This window comes from Patulibacter sp. (assembly GCF_030655195.1).
GTDB lineage: Bacteria > Actinomycetota > Thermoleophilia > Solirubrobacterales > Solirubrobacteraceae > Patulibacter.
Genome location: NZ_JAURWA010000090.1, coordinates 39,521 through 58,546, shown reverse-complemented (window position 1 = coordinate 58,546; position 19,026 = coordinate 39,521). Strand labels below are relative to the sequence as shown.

At 73.5% G+C, this 19,026-nt stretch carries 14 protein-coding genes and 1 riboswitch; of the genes, 11 read left to right on the top strand and 3 right to left on the bottom strand.

Annotated elements, in window-relative coordinates; translation table 11 throughout:
• Positions 1 to 47: 47 nt before the first annotated feature.
• The 6 genes from ruvB to Q7T67_RS09345 all read left to right on the top strand — a co-directional run bounded on the left by ruvB (position 48) and on the right by Q7T67_RS09345 (position 10,842).
• Positions 48 to 1,076 (top strand): Holliday junction branch migration DNA helicase RuvB, encoded by a 1,029-nt coding sequence (gene ruvB, locus Q7T67_RS09370; protein ID WP_370695382.1) that lies wholly within the window; start codon positions 48 to 50, stop codon positions 1,074 to 1,076.
• Between the two features lie 180 nt (positions 1,077 to 1,256).
• Positions 1,257 to 4,331 carry a protein translocase subunit SecD gene (secD, locus tag Q7T67_RS09365; protein WP_304788369.1) on the top strand — a complete coding sequence of 1,025 codons (3,075 nt, stop codon included), beginning with the start codon at positions 1,257 to 1,259 and terminating at the stop codon, positions 4,329 to 4,331.
• A 48-nt stretch (positions 4,332 to 4,379) separates the two neighbouring features.
• Complete coding sequence (locus Q7T67_RS09360) at positions 4,380 to 4,670, top strand: hypothetical protein (RefSeq protein WP_304788367.1); 291 nt, start codon at positions 4,380 to 4,382, stop codon at positions 4,668 to 4,670.
• 132 nt (positions 4,671 to 4,802) lie between these two features.
• Entirely contained in the window at positions 4,803 to 7,232 is a 2,430-nt protein-coding gene (gene recJ / locus Q7T67_RS09355; protein ID WP_304788365.1) for a single-stranded-DNA-specific exonuclease RecJ, read from the top strand.
• Positions 7,190 to 9,712 carry a bifunctional (p)ppGpp synthetase/guanosine-3',5'-bis(diphosphate) 3'-pyrophosphohydrolase gene (locus tag Q7T67_RS09350; RefSeq protein ID WP_304788363.1) on the top strand — a complete coding sequence of 841 codons (2,523 nt, stop codon included), beginning with the start codon at positions 7,190 to 7,192 and terminating at the stop codon, positions 9,710 to 9,712. Before recJ ends, Q7T67_RS09350 begins: the two co-directional genes overlap by 43 nt.
• Before the next feature lie 338 nt (positions 9,713 to 10,050).
• Positions 10,051 to 10,842: a bifunctional 2-polyprenyl-6-hydroxyphenol methylase/3-demethylubiquinol 3-O-methyltransferase UbiG gene (locus Q7T67_RS09345; RefSeq protein ID WP_304788361.1), complete on the top strand. Its 792-nt coding sequence runs from the start codon at positions 10,051 to 10,053 to the stop codon at positions 10,840 to 10,842.
• Between the two features lie 12 nt (positions 10,843 to 10,854).
• Here Q7T67_RS09345 and Q7T67_RS09340 read toward each other — a convergent pair whose 3' ends face one another.
• The gene (locus Q7T67_RS09340) at positions 10,855 to 11,826 is read right to left on the bottom strand and encodes a diacylglycerol kinase family protein (protein ID WP_304788359.1); all 972 of its coding nucleotides are present in this window, start codon (positions 11,824 to 11,826) and stop codon (positions 10,855 to 10,857) included.
• A 74-nt stretch (positions 11,827 to 11,900) separates the two neighbouring features.
• Between Q7T67_RS09340 and Q7T67_RS09335 the strand changes: the two genes are divergently transcribed.
• Positions 11,901 to 12,599: a bifunctional 2-polyprenyl-6-hydroxyphenol methylase/3-demethylubiquinol 3-O-methyltransferase UbiG gene (locus Q7T67_RS09335; RefSeq protein ID WP_304788356.1), complete on the top strand. Its 699-nt coding sequence runs from the start codon at positions 11,901 to 11,903 to the stop codon at positions 12,597 to 12,599.
• A 158-nt stretch (positions 12,600 to 12,757) separates the two neighbouring features.
• Positions 12,758 to 14,125, top strand: coding sequence for a S9 family peptidase (locus Q7T67_RS09330; RefSeq protein ID WP_304788354.1), 1,368 nt, complete (start codon positions 12,758 to 12,760; stop codon positions 14,123 to 14,125).
• Here the strand turns inward: Q7T67_RS09330 and Q7T67_RS09325 are convergent.
• Complete coding sequence (locus Q7T67_RS09325; RefSeq protein ID WP_304788352.1) at positions 14,122 to 15,084, bottom strand: glycosyltransferase family 2 protein; 963 nt, start codon at positions 15,082 to 15,084, stop codon at positions 14,122 to 14,124. The two genes, Q7T67_RS09330 and Q7T67_RS09325, sit on opposite strands and share 4 nt — an antisense overlap.
• A complete protein-coding gene (locus Q7T67_RS09320; RefSeq protein ID WP_304788350.1) occupies positions 15,081 to 16,076 on the bottom strand; it encodes a magnesium transporter CorA family protein in 996 nt (331 codons plus the stop codon). The genes Q7T67_RS09325 and Q7T67_RS09320 overlap by 4 nt, the downstream gene beginning before the upstream one ends.
• A gap of 134 nt (positions 16,077 to 16,210) precedes the next feature.
• Between Q7T67_RS09320 and Q7T67_RS09315 the strand changes: the two genes are divergently transcribed.
• The 3 genes from Q7T67_RS09315 (at position 16,211) to Q7T67_RS09305 (ending at position 19,008) form a co-directional block, all read left to right on the top strand.
• Positions 16,211 to 17,071 (top strand): methyltransferase domain-containing protein, encoded by an 861-nt coding sequence (locus Q7T67_RS09315; protein ID WP_304788348.1) that lies wholly within the window; start codon positions 16,211 to 16,213, stop codon positions 17,069 to 17,071.
• Between the two features lie 207 nt (positions 17,072 to 17,278).
• Positions 17,279 to 17,376: riboswitch (SAM riboswitch) on the top strand.
• A 64-nt stretch (positions 17,377 to 17,440) separates the two neighbouring features.
• Positions 17,441 to 18,727 (top strand): threonine synthase, encoded by a 1,287-nt coding sequence (gene thrC, locus Q7T67_RS09310; RefSeq protein WP_304788346.1) that lies wholly within the window; start codon positions 17,441 to 17,443, stop codon positions 18,725 to 18,727.
• A complete protein-coding gene (locus Q7T67_RS09305; RefSeq protein WP_304788344.1) occupies positions 18,727 to 19,008 on the top strand; it encodes a ubiquitin-like small modifier protein 1 in 282 nt (93 codons plus the stop codon). Before thrC ends, Q7T67_RS09305 begins: the two co-directional genes overlap by 1 nt.
• Positions 19,009 to 19,026 lie beyond the last annotated feature (18 nt).

Below are 19,026 nucleotides of genomic sequence, written 5' to 3'. Positions count from 1 at the left end.
GCACGAACGCCGGCGACGGCCCGGGGCTGCCGCCGATCGGCCAGGGCATCCGCTCGCCCGACGGCGTCGAGGACGACGCGTTCCGCCTGCCCGACCCCGAGCCGCTCCCGGGCGAGGAGGCCGAGGATCTCTCGCTGCGCCCGCGCAGCCTGGACGAGTTCGTCGGTCAGACCCACGTCCGCGACCAGCTGAAGATCGCCATCGACGCCGCCCGCGGCCGGGGCGAGACCCTCGACCACGTCCTGCTGGCCGGCCCGCCGGGCCTGGGCAAGACGTCGCTGGCCCGGATCCTGGCCGAGGAGATGGACGCACCGTTCGTCCCGACCGCCGGGCCCTCGCTGGAGCGCAAGGCGGACATCGCGGCGCTGCTGACCGCGCTGCAGCCCGGCAGCGTGTTCTTCGTCGACGAGCTCCACCGGCTGCCCAAGGCGCTGGAGGAGACGCTCTACCCGGCGATGGAGGACCGGCAGCTGCCGGTGACCATCGGCCAGGGCATCGGGGCCCGCGTGGTCACGCTCGACCTGCCGCCGTTCACGCTCGTGGGCGCCACGACCCGCGCCGGGCTGCTGACCCGCCCGCTGCGCGACCGCTTCGGGCTGCAGCAGCGCCTGGAGCCCTACGAGCTCCCCGACCTGATCTCGATCGTCCGGCGCTCCGCGGGACTGTTGGGCATGAGCGTCGAGGACGACGGGGCCCGGATGGTCGCGCTGCGCGCCCGCGGGACGCCGCGCGTGGCCAACCGGCTGCTGCGGCGCGTGCGCGACTACGTCGAGGTGCGTCACGGCGGCACGGTCACGGCCGGCGCCGCGGCCGAGGCGCTCGACCTGCTCGGCGTCGACGCGCTCGGTCTCGACCGCCTGGACCGCGAGATCCTCCGGTGCATCTGCGCGATGTTCGCCGGCGGCCCGGTGGGGCTCTCGACCCTGTCGGCGGCGGTCGGCGAAGAGGCGGACACCATCGAGGACGTCTACGAGCCCTACCTGCTCCAGCAGGGCCTGCTGCAACGGACCCCGCGGGGCAGGATCACCACCCCGCTGGCCTTCGAGCACCTGGGACTCGCCGTCCCCGGCGCCTGACGACCCTGGTCCTTACCCGGCACGGCGCTCCCGCGAACCCCGCGCGGTCGACCGGCCCGCGCGGGCGGCGTCCGGTGCACCGCACCTGACCGCCGGACGGGGCCCCGGGGCGGTCGACCCGCGCCGTCCCGAGGGCACGGCTCGGCGTTCTCATCCGGTCGGTACGCTGGCCGCTGCGCTATGACCGAACGTCGCCGCCAGTCCATCATCCTGCTGTTCGTCGCGCTCCTGGTCGTCGCGTCGGTGGTCGTCCTCGTGGCGAAGCCGACCAAGCGCGGCCTGGACCTGCAGGGCGGCGTGCAGCTCGTCTACCAGGTCAGCGGGACCAAGGGCGAGGGCGTCACGGACGACGCGATCCAGCGCACGATCGACGTGATGCAGGACCGCATCAACCAGTACGGCGTCGGCGAGTCCGAGATCCAGCGGTCCGGCACCAACCAGATCGTTGTCTCGCTCCCGTCGATCACGAACACCGCCGAGGCCCAGCGCCGCGTCGGCACGACGGCCCAGCTGGCCTTCTACGACTGGGAGGCCAACGTCGCCGGCCCCGGCGGCCGGCTCGACGCCTCCGACCAGCGCGTCACGGGCGCCAACGCCGGCGGCATCGGCGTCGGTGGCGCCGAGATCAACAACCCGGTCGCGCTGTCGCAGTACGGCGCCGTCCTCCGGGCCTCGAAGTTCCCCAAGCGGACCAACCCGGCGGGCACGATCCCGACGCAGACCGGGGACCAGTGGTACCTCGTCGACGACAAGGCCAAGACGGTCCTCAACTCGTCGCCGAGCGCGTCGGTCGCCGAGCTGACCGCCGACCTGCGCACGAGCCGCAACCCGACGCTGCGCCGCGCGCTGGACGCCAACGGCCAGCCGACCGCCGACAAGCGCTTCGTGAAGGTCAACGAGGGCTGGCGGATCATCCAGGCCGCCAACAACGTCAACACCGACGGCAAGGTCATCCCGGCCGGCAACCGCTGGTTCATCATCCGCGACCGGCCGGGCCTCCTGGGCGACGACATCAAGAACCCGGCGCAGGGCGTCGGGCAGGGCGTCGGCCAGAACGGCCCGCTGGTCTCGTTCGAGTTCACGGACACCGGCAAGAACCGCTGGCGCCAGACCACGCGCGAGATCGCCGAGCGCGGTGCGGAGAACTGCATCCAGACCCGCGGTCTGACGCGGTCGCAGCAGGGCGACGCCTGCAACCAGCACTTCACGATCGTCCTGGACCAGCAGGCGATCTCGTCGCCGACCATCGACTTCCAGGAGTACCCGGAGGGCATCTCGGGCTCCGGCGGCTCGCAGATCTCCGGCTCGTTCTCGTTCGAGCAGGCCAAGAGCCTGGCCAACCTCCTGAAGTCCGGCTCCCTGCCGCTGAAGCTCAACGTCATCTCCTCCCAGCAGGTCTCCGCGACCCTGGGTGAGGAGGCGCTCTCCCAGGGCCTCCTGGCGGGCATCGTCGGCTTCGGCGTCGTCGCGCTGTTCCTGATCGGCTACTACCGCGTCCTCGGACTCATCGCCGTCGCCGGCCTCGCCGCGTACACGCTCTTCTTCCTGGCGATCATCAAGCTCGTCCCGGTCGTCCTGACCCTGCCGGGCATCGCCGGGCTGATCCTCACGATCGCCGTGGCGGCCGACGCCAACGTCGTCATCTTCGAACGCTTCAAGGACGAGCTGCAGGACGGCAGATCGGTCCAGCGCGCCATCAAGGACGGCTACCGCAAGGGCCTCTCGGCCATCATCGACGGCAACGTCATCACGTTCCTCGTCGCGTTCGTGCTGTTCCTCGTCGCCACCGCCGGCGTCAAGGGCTTCGCGTTCACGCTGGGCGTCGGCGTGCTCCTGTCGATGTTCACGGCCGTCCTGCTGACCCAGGCGATCCTGGGCTTCGCGGCCCGGTCCAAGCTGATGTCGCACCCGGCCGCCCTCGGCGCCCGAAAGCGCGACCCGATCTGGCACCGCTTCGACTTCAACGGCTTCGGCCGCTGGTTCTTCGCCGCGTCGGGCATCATCCTCGCCATCGGCGCCATCGCCGTCGGCCAGCGCGGCCTGAACTTCGGCATCGACTTCGAGTCGGGCACGCAGATCACGGCGACCGCGCGCCCCGGCACGACCGTCGACCAGGTCCGCGACGCGCTACGCCCCGTCGGTCAGGGCGAGGCGAAGATCCAGGAGGTCAACGACGGCGCCCGGTTCCAGATCCAGACCGAGGACCTCTCCACGGCCGAGCAGACGCGCGTCAACCGCGCCCTGCAGACGGGCGTCGGCGTCCAGCCCGACGATCTGAACTCCAACACGGTCGGGCCGACGTTCGGCGAGACGGTCGCGAAGACGGCGGTGATCGCCATCCTCGCGTCGTTCATCCTGATCGCGTTCGTCATCTGGTTCCGGTTCGGCCTGCGCTACACCGTCCCGATCCTCATCGCCGTCGTCCACGACCTGCTGATCACGGCCGGCATCTACGCGTTGTCGGGTGCCGAGGTCACCGCCTCCACCGTGGCGGCGCTGCTGACGATCATCGGCTACTCGCTGTACGACACGATCATCGTGTTCGACCGCGTCCGCGAGAACCTCAACCGGCTCCCGTCGGCGGCGTTCTCGCAGATCGTCAACCGCTCGATGAGCGAGGTCCTCGGCCGGTCGCTGATCACCTCGTTCTCGGTCGGCCTGCCGACGCTGGCGCTGTTCCTCTTCGGCGGGGACACGCTGAAGGACTTCGCCCTGGCGATGCTCATCGGCACGATCTCCGGCGCCTACTCGTCGGTCTTCATCGCCGCCCCGGTGCTCACCGAGTGGATGGAGCGCGTGCCGGCCTTCAAGGCCCGTCGCGCCCGCCTGATCGCGGCCAACGGCGGCACGCTGCCGCCGTACCCGGAGAAGGGCGGCCGCGAGGTCGACGTGGACGCCGCGAAGAAGCGCCGGGCGTCCAGCCGAGTCACCACCCCGGACGCCGCGGGGGAGCAGGTCTCCGCCGCCGAGTTCGCCGAGATGGTCCGCGACCTCGGCGTCGAGGGCGCCGAGGCCCAGACCCGCGGGCGCACCGTCGAGCCGCCCGAGCTGACGACGAGCGAGCCGACCAACCGCGCCGAGCGGCGCGCGGCCGCCCGCCGTCCCGCGACCTCCCCGGCCGTCCCGGACGAGCCGGTCCAGGACGACGGGCCCCAGGCCCCCAAGCCCGTCGAGCGCGCCGCGGACCTCTCGCCCGAGGAGGTGACGTTCCGGGACGACCCGGGCCGTGGCTCCAAGCGGAAGAAGCGCCGATGAGCACGCAGAAGACGACGCCCGCCCCGCGCGGCACCACGGAGGACTGACATGGCGATCCTGGTCTGGGTGCTCATCGCGCTCGCCATCTGGCACTTCACCGTCTTCGTCCCCGACCGCTTCGCGGGCGGCATCGTCGGCGCGTTCGGCGTGGCGATCGTCGGCGGCATCGTCGGCGGCCTGCTCCTGTCGGGGCTGTCGATGCCCTCGCGGGACGCGACCGACGTCGTCACCGTGATCCTCGGGATCCCGGGCACGCTGATCTCCCTGGGCCTGCTCTGGCTCTACGGCGCCCGTCGCGAGGCCGCCGAGGCCCGCGCCGCCGGCTCCACCGAGGCCTGAGCGCCCGGGGTCGCCCGGCGGCCCCGCCGTCCGCCCGCCACCGCGGGCGGACGGCGTCGGCGACACGGCGGTCCTCCGGGCCGCCCCGTGGTCGGTGACGCTGCCGTCCGTCGCGGCGCCTACCCTCGACGGGTGCGTTTCGAGATCCCGCCCGCGCCGGCCGCCCGGGTCGCGGCCCTGCAGGCCGCGCTCGGCGTGGGCCCCGTCTGCGCCGAGGTGCTCGTCCGGCGCGGCTTCGCCGATCCGACGGCCGCCGCCCACTTCCTCGCCGCGGACGAGCACCCGCCGCTGAGCGCCTTCGCGGGCCTCGCCGACGCCGCCGAGGTGGTCCTCCGCCACGCCCGCGCGGGGTCGCGGATCGTCGTCCACGGCGACTACGACTGCGACGGCGTCTGCGCCACGGCCACCCTCGTCCGCGCGCTCCGCCAGGTCGGGGCGCAGGCGGACTGGTTCCTGCCCCACCGCGTCGAGGACGGCTACGGCCTGCACGAGCGCACGGTGCGGCGGTTGGCGGCCGAGGGCGCCGGGCTGGTGATCACCGTCGACTGCGGCATCACGTCGGTCGACGAGGCCGCGCTGGCGACCGAGCTCGGTCTCGACCTCGTCGTCACCGACCACCACCGTCCGCGCGCCGACGGCGTGCTGCCGGACGTCCCGATCGTCCACCCCGGCGACGGTCGGTACCCGTTCCCGCAGCTCTGCGGCGCCGCGGTCGCCTGGCGGCTCTCCGGGGCGCTGCTGGAGGCCGCGGGGCTCGACCCGCGCGACGCGGACGTCGACCTCGACATCGTCGCGCTGGCGACGGTCGCGGACGTCGTCCCGCTGACCGGCGAGAACCGCTGGATCGTCCGCCAGGGCCTCCGGGCGATCGCCGACTCGCGTCGGCCCGGCCTGCGGGCGCTGCTGGACGTGTCGCAGACCTCGCCGTCGGACATCGACGCCACCGCCGTGGCGTTCCGGCTGGCCCCGCGCGTCAACGCCGCCGGCCGCATCGGTCGTGCCGACCCGGGCGTCGAGCTCTTCCTCGCCGGGGACGAGACGGAGGCCCGTCGCCTGGCCGACCGCCTCGACCGCGCCAACCTCGACCGCCGCGAGGTCGAGCGACGGATCCTCGACGACGCCGAGGCGCAGGCCACCGCGCAGGGGGAGCAGCCCGCCTACGTCCTGGCGGGCGAGGACTGGCACCCGGGCGTGGTCGGCATCGTCGCCTCGCGCATCGTCGAGCGGTTCGGCCGCCCGGCGATCCTGCTGGGGCGCAACGGCGACGAGCTGACGGGGTCCGCGCGTTCCGTCCCGGGGTTCGACCTGCTCGCGGGCCTCGACGCCTGCGCCGCGCACCTGCTGCGCCACGGCGGCCATCGCGCCGCCGCCGGCCTGGCGTTGCGGCCCGACGACCTGCCCGCGTTCGCCGCCGCGCTGCGGGCCTACGCCGCCGAGCACCTCGACGAGGACGCCCTGCAGCCCGCCGAGGTCGTCGACGCCGTGGTCGGCGGGGCACAGCTCGGGATGGCGCTCGCGGACGAGCTCTCGGCCCTCGGTCCCTTCGGGGAGGGCAACCCGGAGCCCGTGCTGCTCGTGCCGTCCGGCCGGGCGGAGGGCGTCCGGCCGCTCGGGGCCGCGGGGGCGCACATCGCCTTCACGCTGGCGTCCGGCTCGTCCCGCGTCGCCGCGGTCGCGTTCGGGCGCGACCGGATCCCCGGTGCCGACGAGGCCGCGGCCTACGCGGGCGGACCGATCGCGGGCACCTACGTGCTCGAGCGTCACGCGTTCCGGGGCAACGTCACGCCCCGCCTGCGCGTCCGCGAGCTCGCGCACCCGGCGCCGGCCCCGGTCGACCGGCTCGACGGGGCGGCCGCCGACGCCGCCCTCGCCGTCCTCGAGGCCCCCGACGGCCTGCCCGCGACGGTGGCGGACGAGCCAGGCACGCCCGACTGGCGCACCCGCTTCGTCGACCGGTCCGCCTCGGGCGCAGCGGCCGCCATCGCCGCGCTGGTGGGCACCGGCGAGACCGTCACCGTGGTCGTCGCCGACGCCGTCCGGCGCGTCGGCCCGCTGTCGCAGGTGGTCGGCGGCTTCGCGCTCACCGACTGGTGGAGCGTGGCCCGCGCACCGCGGTCCCTGGACGGCACCGTCCACCTCGTCGCGCTCGATCCCCCGAGCGACCCGGCGCACGTCGCGGTGCTCGACGTGCTCGCGGGCGTGCAGCCCTGGAGGGCCTGGGGGGACCCTGAGCTACGATTCACGGTAGATGCGCTCGGACGCGAACACGACCTGCGGAGCGGGGCGACGGCCCTCTACCGCCGTCTGCGCCGCGACGGACCTACCGCCGTGGGCGCGCTCGCGGAGCCGGACCTCCCCGGATGGTGGCTCGGGCTCCTGCTCCGGGTCCTCGAGGAGTCGGGCGCGATCGTCGTCGACCGCGCCGAGCGGATCGTCGCCGTCGGTGACGGCCCCGTCCGTCCGCTGGACGACGGCCCGACGGCCCGCGCGTGGACCGCTCGCGGCCGGGAGCGCCACGCATGGCTGACCGGCACGCTCCCGCGCCCGGTCCCGGCACGGTGACCACCCACGACGGCCTCGACGCCGTCCCGACGCGCGCCCACGCGGACGAGGCGCCCGTCCGGGGCGGGGGAGTGCCCGTCACCGACGAGCGCTCCCGCGACCGCGTCGGGCTCTCCGCGGCCGACCTGGCCGCCGGTGCGCCGGGCGTCCACCAGGCCCCGCCCGAGGCAGGTCCGGACGAGGTGCGGGAGGCCGCGCAGGAGGGCGAGGTCCTCACGGCCGAGGAGCTCTCGCTCCGCGCCGACCTGCACGCCGTCATCGCCGAGCACGCCGAGGAGGACCGCGCACCGATCGACGTCGAGCGGGTCGACGACGCGTTCCGCTTCTCCTGCCTGCACCACCGCGAGCAGCGCCGCAAGTCCGGCGAGCCGTTCATCGCCCACCCCGTCGAGGTCGCGAAGATCTGCGCGGGCATGCACCTCGACACCGAGGCGGTCGTCGCGGCGCTCCTGCACGACACCGTCGAGGACACCGCCGCGGAGCTCGAGGAGATCGAGTCCCGCTACGGCCGCACCGTCCGGCTGCTCGTCGACGGGGTCACCAAGCTCGACGGCATCGCGTTCACCTCGCGCGACGAGGCGCAGGCGGAGAACTACCGCAAGATGGTCGTCGCGATGGCGGCGGACGTCCGCGTCATCCTGATCAAGCTCGCCGACCGCCTGCACAACGCCCGCACGCTCGCGGCGCACAAGCGGCCCAAGCAGCTCGAGATCGCCAAGGAGACCCTCGAGGTCTACGCGCCGATCGCCCACCGCCTCGGCATCCACGCGATCAAGTGGGAGCTGGAGGACCTCGCGTTCGCGACCCTGCACCCCCGCAAGTACCAGGAGATCAAGGGCCTGGTCAACCAGCAGCGCGGCGAGCGCGAGGTCTACGTGGCCTCCGCCGGCGAGTACCTGGCGCAGGAGCTGGAGGGCGTCGGCATCGAGGCCGAGATCTCCGGGCGCGCGAAGCACTTCTACTCGATCTACCAGAAGATGACCCGCAAGGGCCGGGAGTTCAACGAGATCTACGACCTGACGGCGATGCGCGTCGTGGTCGACTCGGTGAACGACTGCTACGGCGCGATCGGGGTCATCCACTCGATCTGGAAGCCCCTGCCGCGGCGGTTCAAGGACTTCGTCGCGATGCCGAAGGCCAACATGTACCAGTCGCTGCACACGACGGTCGTGGGGCCCGAGGGCCAGCCGCTGGAGATCCAGATCCGCACGCAGGACATGCAGCGCACCGCCGAGTTCGGCGTCGCGGCGCACTGGATCTACAAGCAGCGCGCGCCGCAGGACACGAGCACGGGCGCGTCGACCACGACCTCGGGCACCCCGACGGTCGACGAGATCCGCTCCGACGGCGACCGCTTCACGTGGCTGCGGGCGATGCTCGACACCTCGCGGGACAACGACGACCCGCAGGAGTTCATGGACGACCTGAAGGTCGCCCTGTTCGAGGACGAGGTCTACGTCTTCACCCCGAAGGGCGACGTCAAGTCGCTCTCCCGCGGCGCCACCCCGGTCGACTTCGCCTACGAGGTCCACACGGACGTCGGGCACCGCTGCGTCGGCGCCAAGGTCAACGGCAAGATCGTGCCGCTGAGCTACACGCTGCGCTCCGGCGACATCGTCGACGTGCTCACGGCCAACCGCGAGCGCGGGCCGTCCCGCGACTGGCTGACCCTCGCGCAGACCAGCCGCGCGCGGTCGAAGATCAAGGCGTGGTTCAAGGCCGCCGGCCGCGAGGACTCCGAGCACCTCGGCCGCGAGCTCCTGCAGGAGCAGCTGCGCAAGGCCGGCCTGCCGGCCCAGCGCCTCGTCGGCTCGCCGCTCCTGGCCGACGTCATCAAGGAGATGGGCTACCGGAAGGGCGACGACTTCTACATCGCCCTGGGTGGCGGCAAGGTCTCGCCGCACGTCGTCGTCAACAAGGTCCTCAAGCACCTCAAGGAGGGGGAGGCCGCCGACGACGAGCCCGCGGGCCCCGTCGAGGCGCTGCTGCGTCCCGACGTCGTCCGCCGTCAGCCGACGGGCTCCGCCAAGAGCTACGGCGTCACCGTCGACGGCGTCGGCGACGTGATGCTGCGGATGGCCAAGTGCTGCCGTCCGGTCCCGGGCGACCCGATCGTCGGCTACGTGTCGCTCGGCCGCGGCATCACGATCCACCGCGACGACTGCCCCAACGCCCAGCAGCTGCGCAAGGACCCCGACCGCTTCGTGCCGGTCGACTGGGCGGGCCAACACCAGCAGTCGTTCAAGGTCGAGATCCAGGTCGACGGCTACGACCGCCACCGCCTGCTGGAGGACCTCACGCGCGTCTTCGCCGAGGCCGGCGTCAACATCGTCTCGGCCGTCTGCACGACGACGCCGCCGATGGTCCGCAACCGCTTCGTCGTCGAGGTGGGGGACACCAAGGCCCTGCGCACGACGGTCAACCGCCTGCGCAACACCGAGTCGGTCTTCGACGCCTTCCGCATCACGCCGTCGGTGTAGGCGCCCGACGAGGCGGAGGACGCGAGCGGCGCGAGGGCCGGCCGGGCGGCCCGGCCCGTGGTCGATCGGTCGACCGAGGCAGGTTGGTGCGGTGGGGCGGCACGTCGCTGCGTCGCACCGGGCCTGCGGTCGACCGACGCAGGTTGGTGCGGTGGGGCGGCACGTCGCTGCGTCGCATCGGGCCTGCGGTCGACCGACGCAGGTTCGCGCGGTAGGGCGGCACGTCGCTGCGTCGCACCCGGCCCGGCGGCGCACCTCCGCCGCCGTGCGCCGGCCCAGCCGCCCGGGTCCCGCGGCGGGAGGGACGGGGGCCCGGCGCCCCGGGTACCCTCCCGTCCGTGCCGTCTCCCGACACGTCCGCTCCCGCCGCGACCGAGGACCGCGAGGCCCTGCTGGCCGAGGCCCTCGGTCGTCCCTGGTACCACACGATCGAGGTCGCACCCGGGCGGTTCACCGACGGGACGGTCGACCACCGGGAGATGACCCCGAAGCTGCTGCCCGCGAGCCTCGCCGGCAAGCGGTGCCTGGACGTCGGCACCTTCGACGGGTACTTCGCGTTCGCGATGGAGGAGCGCGGGGCCGCCGAGGTCGCCGCCGTCGACCTCGAGACCTTCGACCAGGCCGAGTGGCCGCCGCGCAACCGCCCGCGCCTGCTGGCCTCCGGCGGGGACGCCGAGCCCGGCGAGCGGTTCAAGATCGCCGCCCGGCTGCGGGGCTCGGACGTCCGCCGGGCGCTCACGCCGATCCACCTGATCTCGCCCGAGACGGTCGGGGGGCCGTTCGACCACGTCGTCCTCTCCGACCTGCTGCTCCACGTCCGCGATCCCGTCGGGGCCCTCGAGGCCGTGCGCACCGTGATCGCCCCCGGGGGCCGCCTGCTCGTCGCCGAGGAGGTCAACATCCGGCTGTCGATCGCGTCGCCGCGCCGGGCGGCGGCCAAGCTCCAGACCGGCTGGACGGACTACGGCTGGTGGCAGGCCAACGTCGCGGGTCTGTGGCAGTGGCTGCACCAGGCCGGCTTCCGCATCGAGAAGCGCGCGTTCTACACGCTGAACGCGAAGGGCGCCATGAAGCGCCTGCACGTCGCCTTCGAGGTCACGCCCGACCCGTCGGCACCCCAGGCCGGCTGACCCGGGCGGGCGTCAGGCCACGATCAGCAGGCCGCCCGGCCGCACACCGATCTCGGCGCGGGTCGTCCCGCCGACGAAGTCGCCGTCGACCTGGAACGGGAGCGGCCGGTCGTCGGTGCTGCGGATGACCGCGGACGTCAGGCCGGGCACCGCCTCGACGGCGCGATGGCGCCCGAGGTCCAGCGACGGGACCAGGGCGCGCAACGTGACTCCGGGCATGACGGTCGGGCGCGAGTGCCGGAGGACGGCGCCCGAGAGGTGCCCGGTGTCCAGGGCCTCGCCGTGCAGGAGCCGCACGGGCCGCGAGGCGAAGTACGTGAACTCCGGGGCGTTCTGGAAGATCGCGGTGACACCCGGCAGCTCCCGACCGTCGGGCAGCTCGAGCACGAGCTGCGGCGGGTTGCGCACGTAGTGGCGGTTGAACGTCGCGACGGCGGCCGCGGTGTAGAACCACGGACCGAACCGGGCCTTCAGGTTCGGGCGCTGGTCGACGCGGTCGACGACGCTGGCGTCCAGGCCGACGCCGGCGGCGAAGGTGAACCACCGGTCGCCGATCCGGCCGACGTCGACGGCCCGGGGCTCCCAGCGGTCCGCCAGCGACAGCATGTGCTCCGTCGCGTCGATGATGTCGCCGGGCATCCCGATCAGGCGGTGGAAGACGTTCGTCGCGCCACCGGGCAGCGGCACGAGCGGCACGCCGCTGTCGATCAGGCCGTTGGCCGCCTCGTTGACGGTGCCGTCGCCGCCCAGCGTCACGACGGCGTCGGCGCCGGACTCCACGGCCGCGCGCGCCAGCTCGGTGGCGTGGCGCGGGCCCTCCGTGTCGACGGGCTCGACGTCGAAGCGGTGCGAGAGGGCGTGGACGACGAGGCTGCGCAGCCGCGGCGACGTGGTCGTCGCGTTCGGGTTGACCACGACCGTCAACCGCCGGCGCCGGGAGGAGGTGAGCGCCGAGGCGTCGGGGGCGGGCGCGGAGGCGTGCACGTCGTTTCACAACCCCGCCGGGTCCGCCACGTTACGCCCGTCGCCCGCGACCCCTCCGGAAGTACCATCGCCCGGTGCCCCTGCCCGAGGATCCCGAGCTCCGCCGCATCGCCCGCTTCTGGGACGCCCGCGCCCGCGAGGACGCCCGCCGGTACTCCGTCCCCGGCGGCGCCCGCGTGGGCGAGGCGACGTTCGAGGGCGCCGGCGAGGCGGTCCTGAGCGCGCTCGAGGCCACGCTGGGCTGGTCGGCGGAGGGCGCCGCCGTCGCCCTCGACCTGGGGTGCGGCGCCGGACGCCTCACGCCCGCCCTCGCCGCGCGCGCCGACCAGGTCGTGGCGGTCGACGTCGCGCCCGGGATGCTCGACGCGGCCCGTCAGCGGGTGGGCTCGACCGACGCGGTCAGCTACCTGCATGCCGACGCGGGGGAGGTCACCGGGCTGCCCGCGGCGTGGGTGGACGTGGCGCTCGTCCTCGGCGTGCTGCCGCACCTGCCGACCGTCAAGCTCGTGGCCGCCGTCCTGCACGAGCTGGGTCGTCTGCTGGCCCCGGGGGGCTCGGCGGTCTTCGACGTGCGCTCCGCCGACCCGGCGCTCGTGCTCCCCGGCGAGGACGACCTGCCCGCCCACGTCGCGGGCCACCCGCTGTGGCGCGGGACGATCGTCGACCTGGAGACCCTGGCGGCCCTGGCGCACCAGGCGGAGCTCGTGGTCGAGCGGATCGAGGGCTCGGGAACCGCGCGCTGCCTGGTCCTGGTCCGCCGCGAGGAGCACTGATCGCCGCGGGGAGGGGCCCTGCGTACTGCGTCGGACCCACCGGCACCACTGGTACCCTCGCGGCGGCCGCCGTCCCGGACCGGCCGTCCCCCCTGATGCCCCATTCCTCCGCAGCTCCACGTCCACCGCGCCGCGCGCGCCGCATCCTGCTCGGGGGCGTGCTGAGCCTCGGGCTGGCCGCCGCCCTGCCGGCGGCCGCGTCCGCCGACGCGCCGACCTGGGCCGAGTTCGACCCCGCCGGACTGCCGCAGCCCGTCGAGGTGCACCCCGCCACCGGCGAGCAGAAGATGATCATGGTGGCCATCCCCGGGGGTGGCTGGAGCGCCGGCACCAACACGCTGCTCGAGCTCTACGGCTACATGGACTGGTGGACCAAGCTGGCCCAGTCCAAGGGCATCTCCATCCACGTCATCACCCACCGCCAGGGCGGCTTCTCCGGCGCGGTGCCGCTCGAGATCGCCGACCTGGGCGACGCGCTGGGCACCATCCGTCAGCAGAACCCGAACGTCCCGATCTGCGTCTACGGGCTCTCCTCCGGCGGCCACCTGGCGGCGATGCTGCAGATCCTGCGGCCGGACATCACGACGTGCGTGGTGTCCGACGGCGGCCCGCTGGACATGGACGCCTTCTTCCAGGACTCCTCCGAGCTGCGCGGCATCACGCTCGGCGACTTCTTCCAGGGGCAGACCGCACAGACGCAGGTGCGCGACTGGTTCAACACCCCGGAGCACCCCGACAACGTCTCGCGGCTCTCCCCGTCGACGCAGACGGGCCGGATCGGCGACCTGTTCGCGATCGAGGCCGGGCGCAACCCCGACAACAGCGCGGCGGACCGCTCCGTCGGCGATCGCCAGGGAGAGCTGATCCGGCAGCGGATCCCCGCCCGGACGACCGTGCGCTACGTGCACGCCGCCCGGGACGGACAGGAGTCGCTCCCGACCGCGCACAACCTCTACTCGTCGTTCCTCGACGGCTCCCCCGGCGGTGCCGAGGCCACGGAGGCCCGCCAGATCTACGGCGAGGCCGCCGACTGGATGCTGAAGCAGGCCGCCAAGTGGACGGCGGCGCAGAACCCGGCCCCGGCCGCCCCGGCGACGCCGCCGCCCGGCGCCGCCGGTCTGCCGACCGTCGTCAAGGCCCAGAAGGTCGCCGTCGCCCTCCGGGCCTCGAACGTGCGCCCCGACAGTCGCGGGCGCGTCAAGCTCCGGCTCCGCTGCACCGGGGCGACGACGTCCTGCAAGGGCAAGGTCAAGGCCACGATCTCGGGCCTGCCGTCGCGGTCGGTCTCCTACTCGATCACCCCCCGGCGCTCGACCTTCGCGACGGTGCGCGTGACGCTGACCGCCCGGCAGCTCGCGGTCCTCGCGCGGCGCACCAGCGTCGTGGCGCGCGTGCAGATGACCGCCGCGTCGCCGCAGCGCACCAGCGTCAGGTCGACGGCCAACGTCCGCATCCGCCGGACCGCCGCCCTCGCGCGCAAGAACGCGGCGGCCAAGGCCGCCGCGGCGAAGCGGGCCTCCCGCTAGAGCACCGGGGTGCGGTGCTGCGCGCTGCCGACCAGCAGTGACGCGGCACCGACCACCTCGCCCGCGGCGCGGACGGCGGTGATCCGCGGGCCGACCTGTCGCAGGGCGCGCACCTGGCGGGCCGTCCACGGCAGCGCCCCGAGCAGCGGCGATGCCCGGCGCGTCACGACGGCGGTCGCGATCGACGCCGCGGCCAGCGTCGTGGTGGCGGTCGCCGCGTTGAGGACGACCCCGGCGGTCAGCAGCTCGCGGCGCAGCTCGGGCACCCGGGCCACCAGGCTGGGCATGTGCTGCAGGTCGCGGTGGTGGAGGATCCAGCCCCGCGCGTCGCGCGGGAAGACGGCGTGCTCGACGAGCGCGTCGGGGGCCCAGGCGGTCCGCGCACCCGCCCGGATCGCGCGCCAGGCCGTCACGGTGTCCTCGCCGAACGGGCGCCGCGGGGCCTCGTGCGCGTCGGCGACCCAGTCGTCGAAGCCGCCGGCGGCGTCGAGGACGCGACGCTGCACGAGCAGGTTGGCGGTCGCCCAGAGCGGCGTGGGGGCGGGGTACTCCAGCGTCCGGTCCCAGGTGCCCCGGATCGCGGTGCGGTCGGCGGCCACCGGCCCGGCCACGAGCTCCGCGGCCGCCGTCCCCCGCCACAGCGCCGCGAGCCAACCGGGGGTGGGGAAGCAGTCGGCGTCGGTGAAGGCCACGTGCGTGCCGGTCGCGGCCGCCACCCCGGCGTTGCGCGCCCGTCCGGGACCGCCCGCCCGGTCGTCGAGCCGCACGACGCGCGCCCCGGCGCGTGCCGCGAGCTCCCCGGTGCCGTCCTGCGACGCGTTGTCGACGACGATCAGCTCGAACGCCGGTGCGCCGGCCTGCGCCAGCACCCCGCGGACCGCCCGCTCGATCGTGTCGGCGGCGTCGCGTGCGGGGACGACGACGCTGACCTGCGTCGTCGGGTCCCGGCGGTCGGTCACAGGTAGTCGTTGCGGCGGAACCACCAGATCATCCCGCCGAGGATCGCCAGCATCACGCCCATCAGGATCCAGAACGCGTGCGACTCGGCCTCGCCCGGGACCTTGACGTTCATGCCGAAGACCGACGCGATCAGCGTCAGCGGCAGCACGATGACCGTGATCGCCGTCAGGACCTTCAGGGAGTCGCTCTGCGCGTGGGCCAGCACGGACTCGTTGGAGCCCTCGAGCGCCTCGGCGACTTCCTTGAAGTTCTCCAGGGTGTCCCAGACCCGCTCCGAGGCGTCGTTGATGTCGTCGAAGTAGAGCTCCTGGTCCTCGACGAGGTACCGGCGCGCCGCGTTGAGGTCCTTCAGCGCCGTGCGCTGCGGGCGGACGATCTTGCGGAAGTTGATGATCTCCTGCTTGGCGTTGGAGATCTCGCGCACGATCTCCTTCGAACGGCCCTCGAAGATGTCCTCCTCGAGATTCTCGAGCTTGTTGCCGATCTTGCGCAGCATCGGGAACGACGCGTCCACGCACTCGTCGACGATGCGGTAGAGCAGGTAGCCCGGTCCGCGGGAGAAGTGCCGCTCGCGCTCCTCGTCGCGGTCCTCGACGCGCGAGAACAGGTAGTCGATGGTCCGCAGCGGGCGGTTGGGGATCGTGATGACGAAGTCCGGCCCGATGAAGACGTCGAGCTCCAGCGCGTTGAGCCGGCCGATCGCCTTGTCGTAGTGCGGGAAGTGCAGGACGACGAAGATGTAGTCGTCGTAGACGTCGACCTTCGGCCGCTGGTTGCGCGACGAGATGTCCTCGTAGTCCAGCGAGTGGAAGTCGAAGTGCTCCTGCAGCCACGCCATCTCGGCGCGGCCGGAACGCCCCAGGTTGATCCAGCGCAGGCCGTGCGCCTCGACGACGTCGACCTGCGGCGTGTCGGGCTCGTCGTGGCCCGAGGAGGTGGTCTCAGCGGTTCGGCTGCCGAACCCGAAGCGCGGACGGGGGAACGTCGGCATCGGGACTGAGGGGATCGTCGTCGACGGCGGGCACGGTCCGATGCACTCTACTCCGCACGCCGTCGGCGGCCCTCGCCCCCGGCGGTCCGTGGCGACGACCGATCGGCCGGGCCGCCTCTGTACCGTGCACGCCCATGACTCCCCCGACCGCGCCCGCGGCCGCCCCCACCGCCGCGGAGGTGCGCGCCGCGGTGGACGCGGTGCCGCTCTGGTACCACTCGATCGACCTGCCCCACGGGATCACCACGCCGGGCTGGTTCGACCTGCGGCCGATCATCGACACGATGCCCTGGCCCGATCTGCGCGGCAAGCGGTGCCTCGACGTCGGCACCTGGGACGGGCAGCTCGCCTTCGAGATGGAGCGTCGCGGCGCGTCCGAGGTCGTCGCGATCGACCTGAAGGACCAGACGCAGTGGGACATCCCCGTGCGCGGGCGCCCGCTCGCCGCCCCGGTCCTCGAGGGCATGGTCGGCGAGGACAAGGCCGCCGGGTTCACGACCGCCCATCGCCTGCTCGGGTCGAAGGTCGAGCGGCGCGCGATCTCGGTCTACGACCTCACCCGTGAGGCCGTCGGCGAGTTCGACTTCGCCGTCTGCGGCAGCCTCATGCTGCACCTGCAGAACCCCGTCAAGGCCATGGAGGCGATCCGCAAGGTCACCACCGGCCACTTCCTCTCGGCCGAGATGCTGCGGGTCCGCGCGACGCTCCAGCACCCGCGCCGCGCCGTCGCGCTGCTCGAGGCCGACGAGGGCCTGGTGCAGTGGTGGCACCCCAACCTCGCCGCCCATCGCCGGATGGTCTGGGCCGCCGGCTTCGTGACCGAGAAGCAGAGCCGCCCGTACGTCATCCGCCTCGGCGAGGGGCACCCGACCGGCTACACCCTCAAGGAGCGCGCCTTCGCCCTCGGCCGCCGCGCGCTCTTCGGCCACCACGGCCTGCCGCACGTCTCCCTGCTGGCGCGCGTCGACCACACCGTCGACGCCGTCGCCCGGTAGGGAGAAGGCCGGGCCCCGCCCCGAGCGTCGTGCTCCGGTCCGCGCCGGACGTCGCGCGCCTCGGGGCACCCGGAAGGACCGGGCCCCGCCCCGAGCGTCGTACTTCGGTCCGCGCCGGACGTCGCGCGGCTCGGGGCACCCGGGCGAAGCGGCTGCTCAGCCCGGACGTCGCGGGCTCCTTGATACGCTGCCCCGGCAGCACGCATAGACACATCCAGAGGGGGGGAGGGACTGGCCCGTCGAACCCCCGGCAACCACCGCGAAATCGCCGACGCGGAGAGGTGCCAATTCCAGAGAGATGTGTGGCTGGACCAGTACGGACCTCCGCCACACCCTTTCGGCGGAGGACCGACCAGGAGTTCAGCCCCTATGACTGCCAGTTCCCTGACCTGTCGCGAGTGCGGCAGCACGTACCCGCTCGAGGCGCACTTCGTCTGCTCGCGGTGTTTCGGCCCGCTCGAGGTCAAGTACGAGGACAACCCCTCCAAGGGCGATCCCGAGGCGATCAAGCGGCGCATCCAGGCGGGCCCGCAGAACATCTGGCGCTACGCCGACTTCCTGCCCGTCGACCGCGTCCCGGTCCTCCCCGCCGGCGGCCCCGGCGGGACCGCGGGCCTCGAGGGCCTGCCCGCCGGCGTGACCCCGCTGGTCCGCGCGGACAACCTCGCCCGGGAGCTCGGCCTCCGCGAGGTCTGGGTCAAGAACGACGCCGCGAACCCGACGCACTCCTTCAAGGATCGCGTCGTCGCCGTCGCCGCCGCCCGCGCCAAGGAGCTCGGCTTCACGACGCTGGCCTGCGCCTCGACCGGCAACCTCGCCAACGCCGTCGCCGCCGCCGGCGCCGCGCTCGGGATGCCCGTCTACGTCTTCATCCCGGCGGACCTCGAGGAGCAGAAGATCCTCGCGACGGGCATCTACGGCGCGACCGTCGTGACCGTCCGCGGCAACTACGACGACGTCAACCGGCTCTGCACCGAGATCGCCGGCGAGCGGCCCGACTGGGCGTTCGTGAACGTCAACATGCGCCCGTACTACGCCGAGGGCTCGAAGACCCTGGCGTACGAGATCGCCGAGGACCTCGGCTGGCAGATGCCCGACCGCATCGTCGCCCCGATCGCGTCCGGGTCGCTGTTCACGAAGATCGGCAAGGGCTTCCAGGAGTGGCAGGACCTGGGGCTGCTCGACGCCGAGCAGGCGCTGCCGATCATGAGCGGCGCCCAGGCGGCCGGCTGCAACCCCGTCGCCCACGCGTTCGAGCAGGGCCAGGACGTCTGCCGGCCCGTCAAGCCGAACACGATCGCCAAGTCGCTGGCGATCGGCAACCCCGCCGACGGCCCCTACGCGATCGAGCTGGCGCGCAAGACGTCGGGCACGATCGACCAGGTCACCGACGACGAGATCCGCGCGGGAATCGCCCTGCTCGCCCGGACGACCGGCATCTTCACCGAGACCGCCGGCGGGGTGACGACGGCGGTGCTCAAGAAGCTCGCCGACGCCGGCCGGATCGGCGCCGACGAGCGCGTGGTCATCGTGATCACGGGCGAGGGCCTCAAGACGTTGGATGCGGTCCGGGGCACCTTCGAGTGCCGCGAGATCGATCCCAACTTCGATCAGTTCGAAGCGACCGCGGAACACCGCACGGAGGTGTCGGTCTGATGGCCGAAGTCACGTTCAAGATCCCCACCCAGCTGCGCGCCGCCACCGGCGGCGAAGGCACGGTCAAGGCGGAGGGCACCACCGTCGGCACGGCGCTGGAGAGCCTCTTCACCGCCCACCCCGAGCTGCGGGGCAGCCTGACGGACTCCGAGGGCGACCTCCGCCGGTTCGTCAACGTCTACCTCGACGGCGAGGACATCCGCTTCGGCGACGGCCTCGGGACCGCGGTCCAGGACCGCCAGGAGCTGCAGATCCTCCCCGCCGTCGCCGGCGGCCGCTAGCGACCGGAGGCCGCCCGT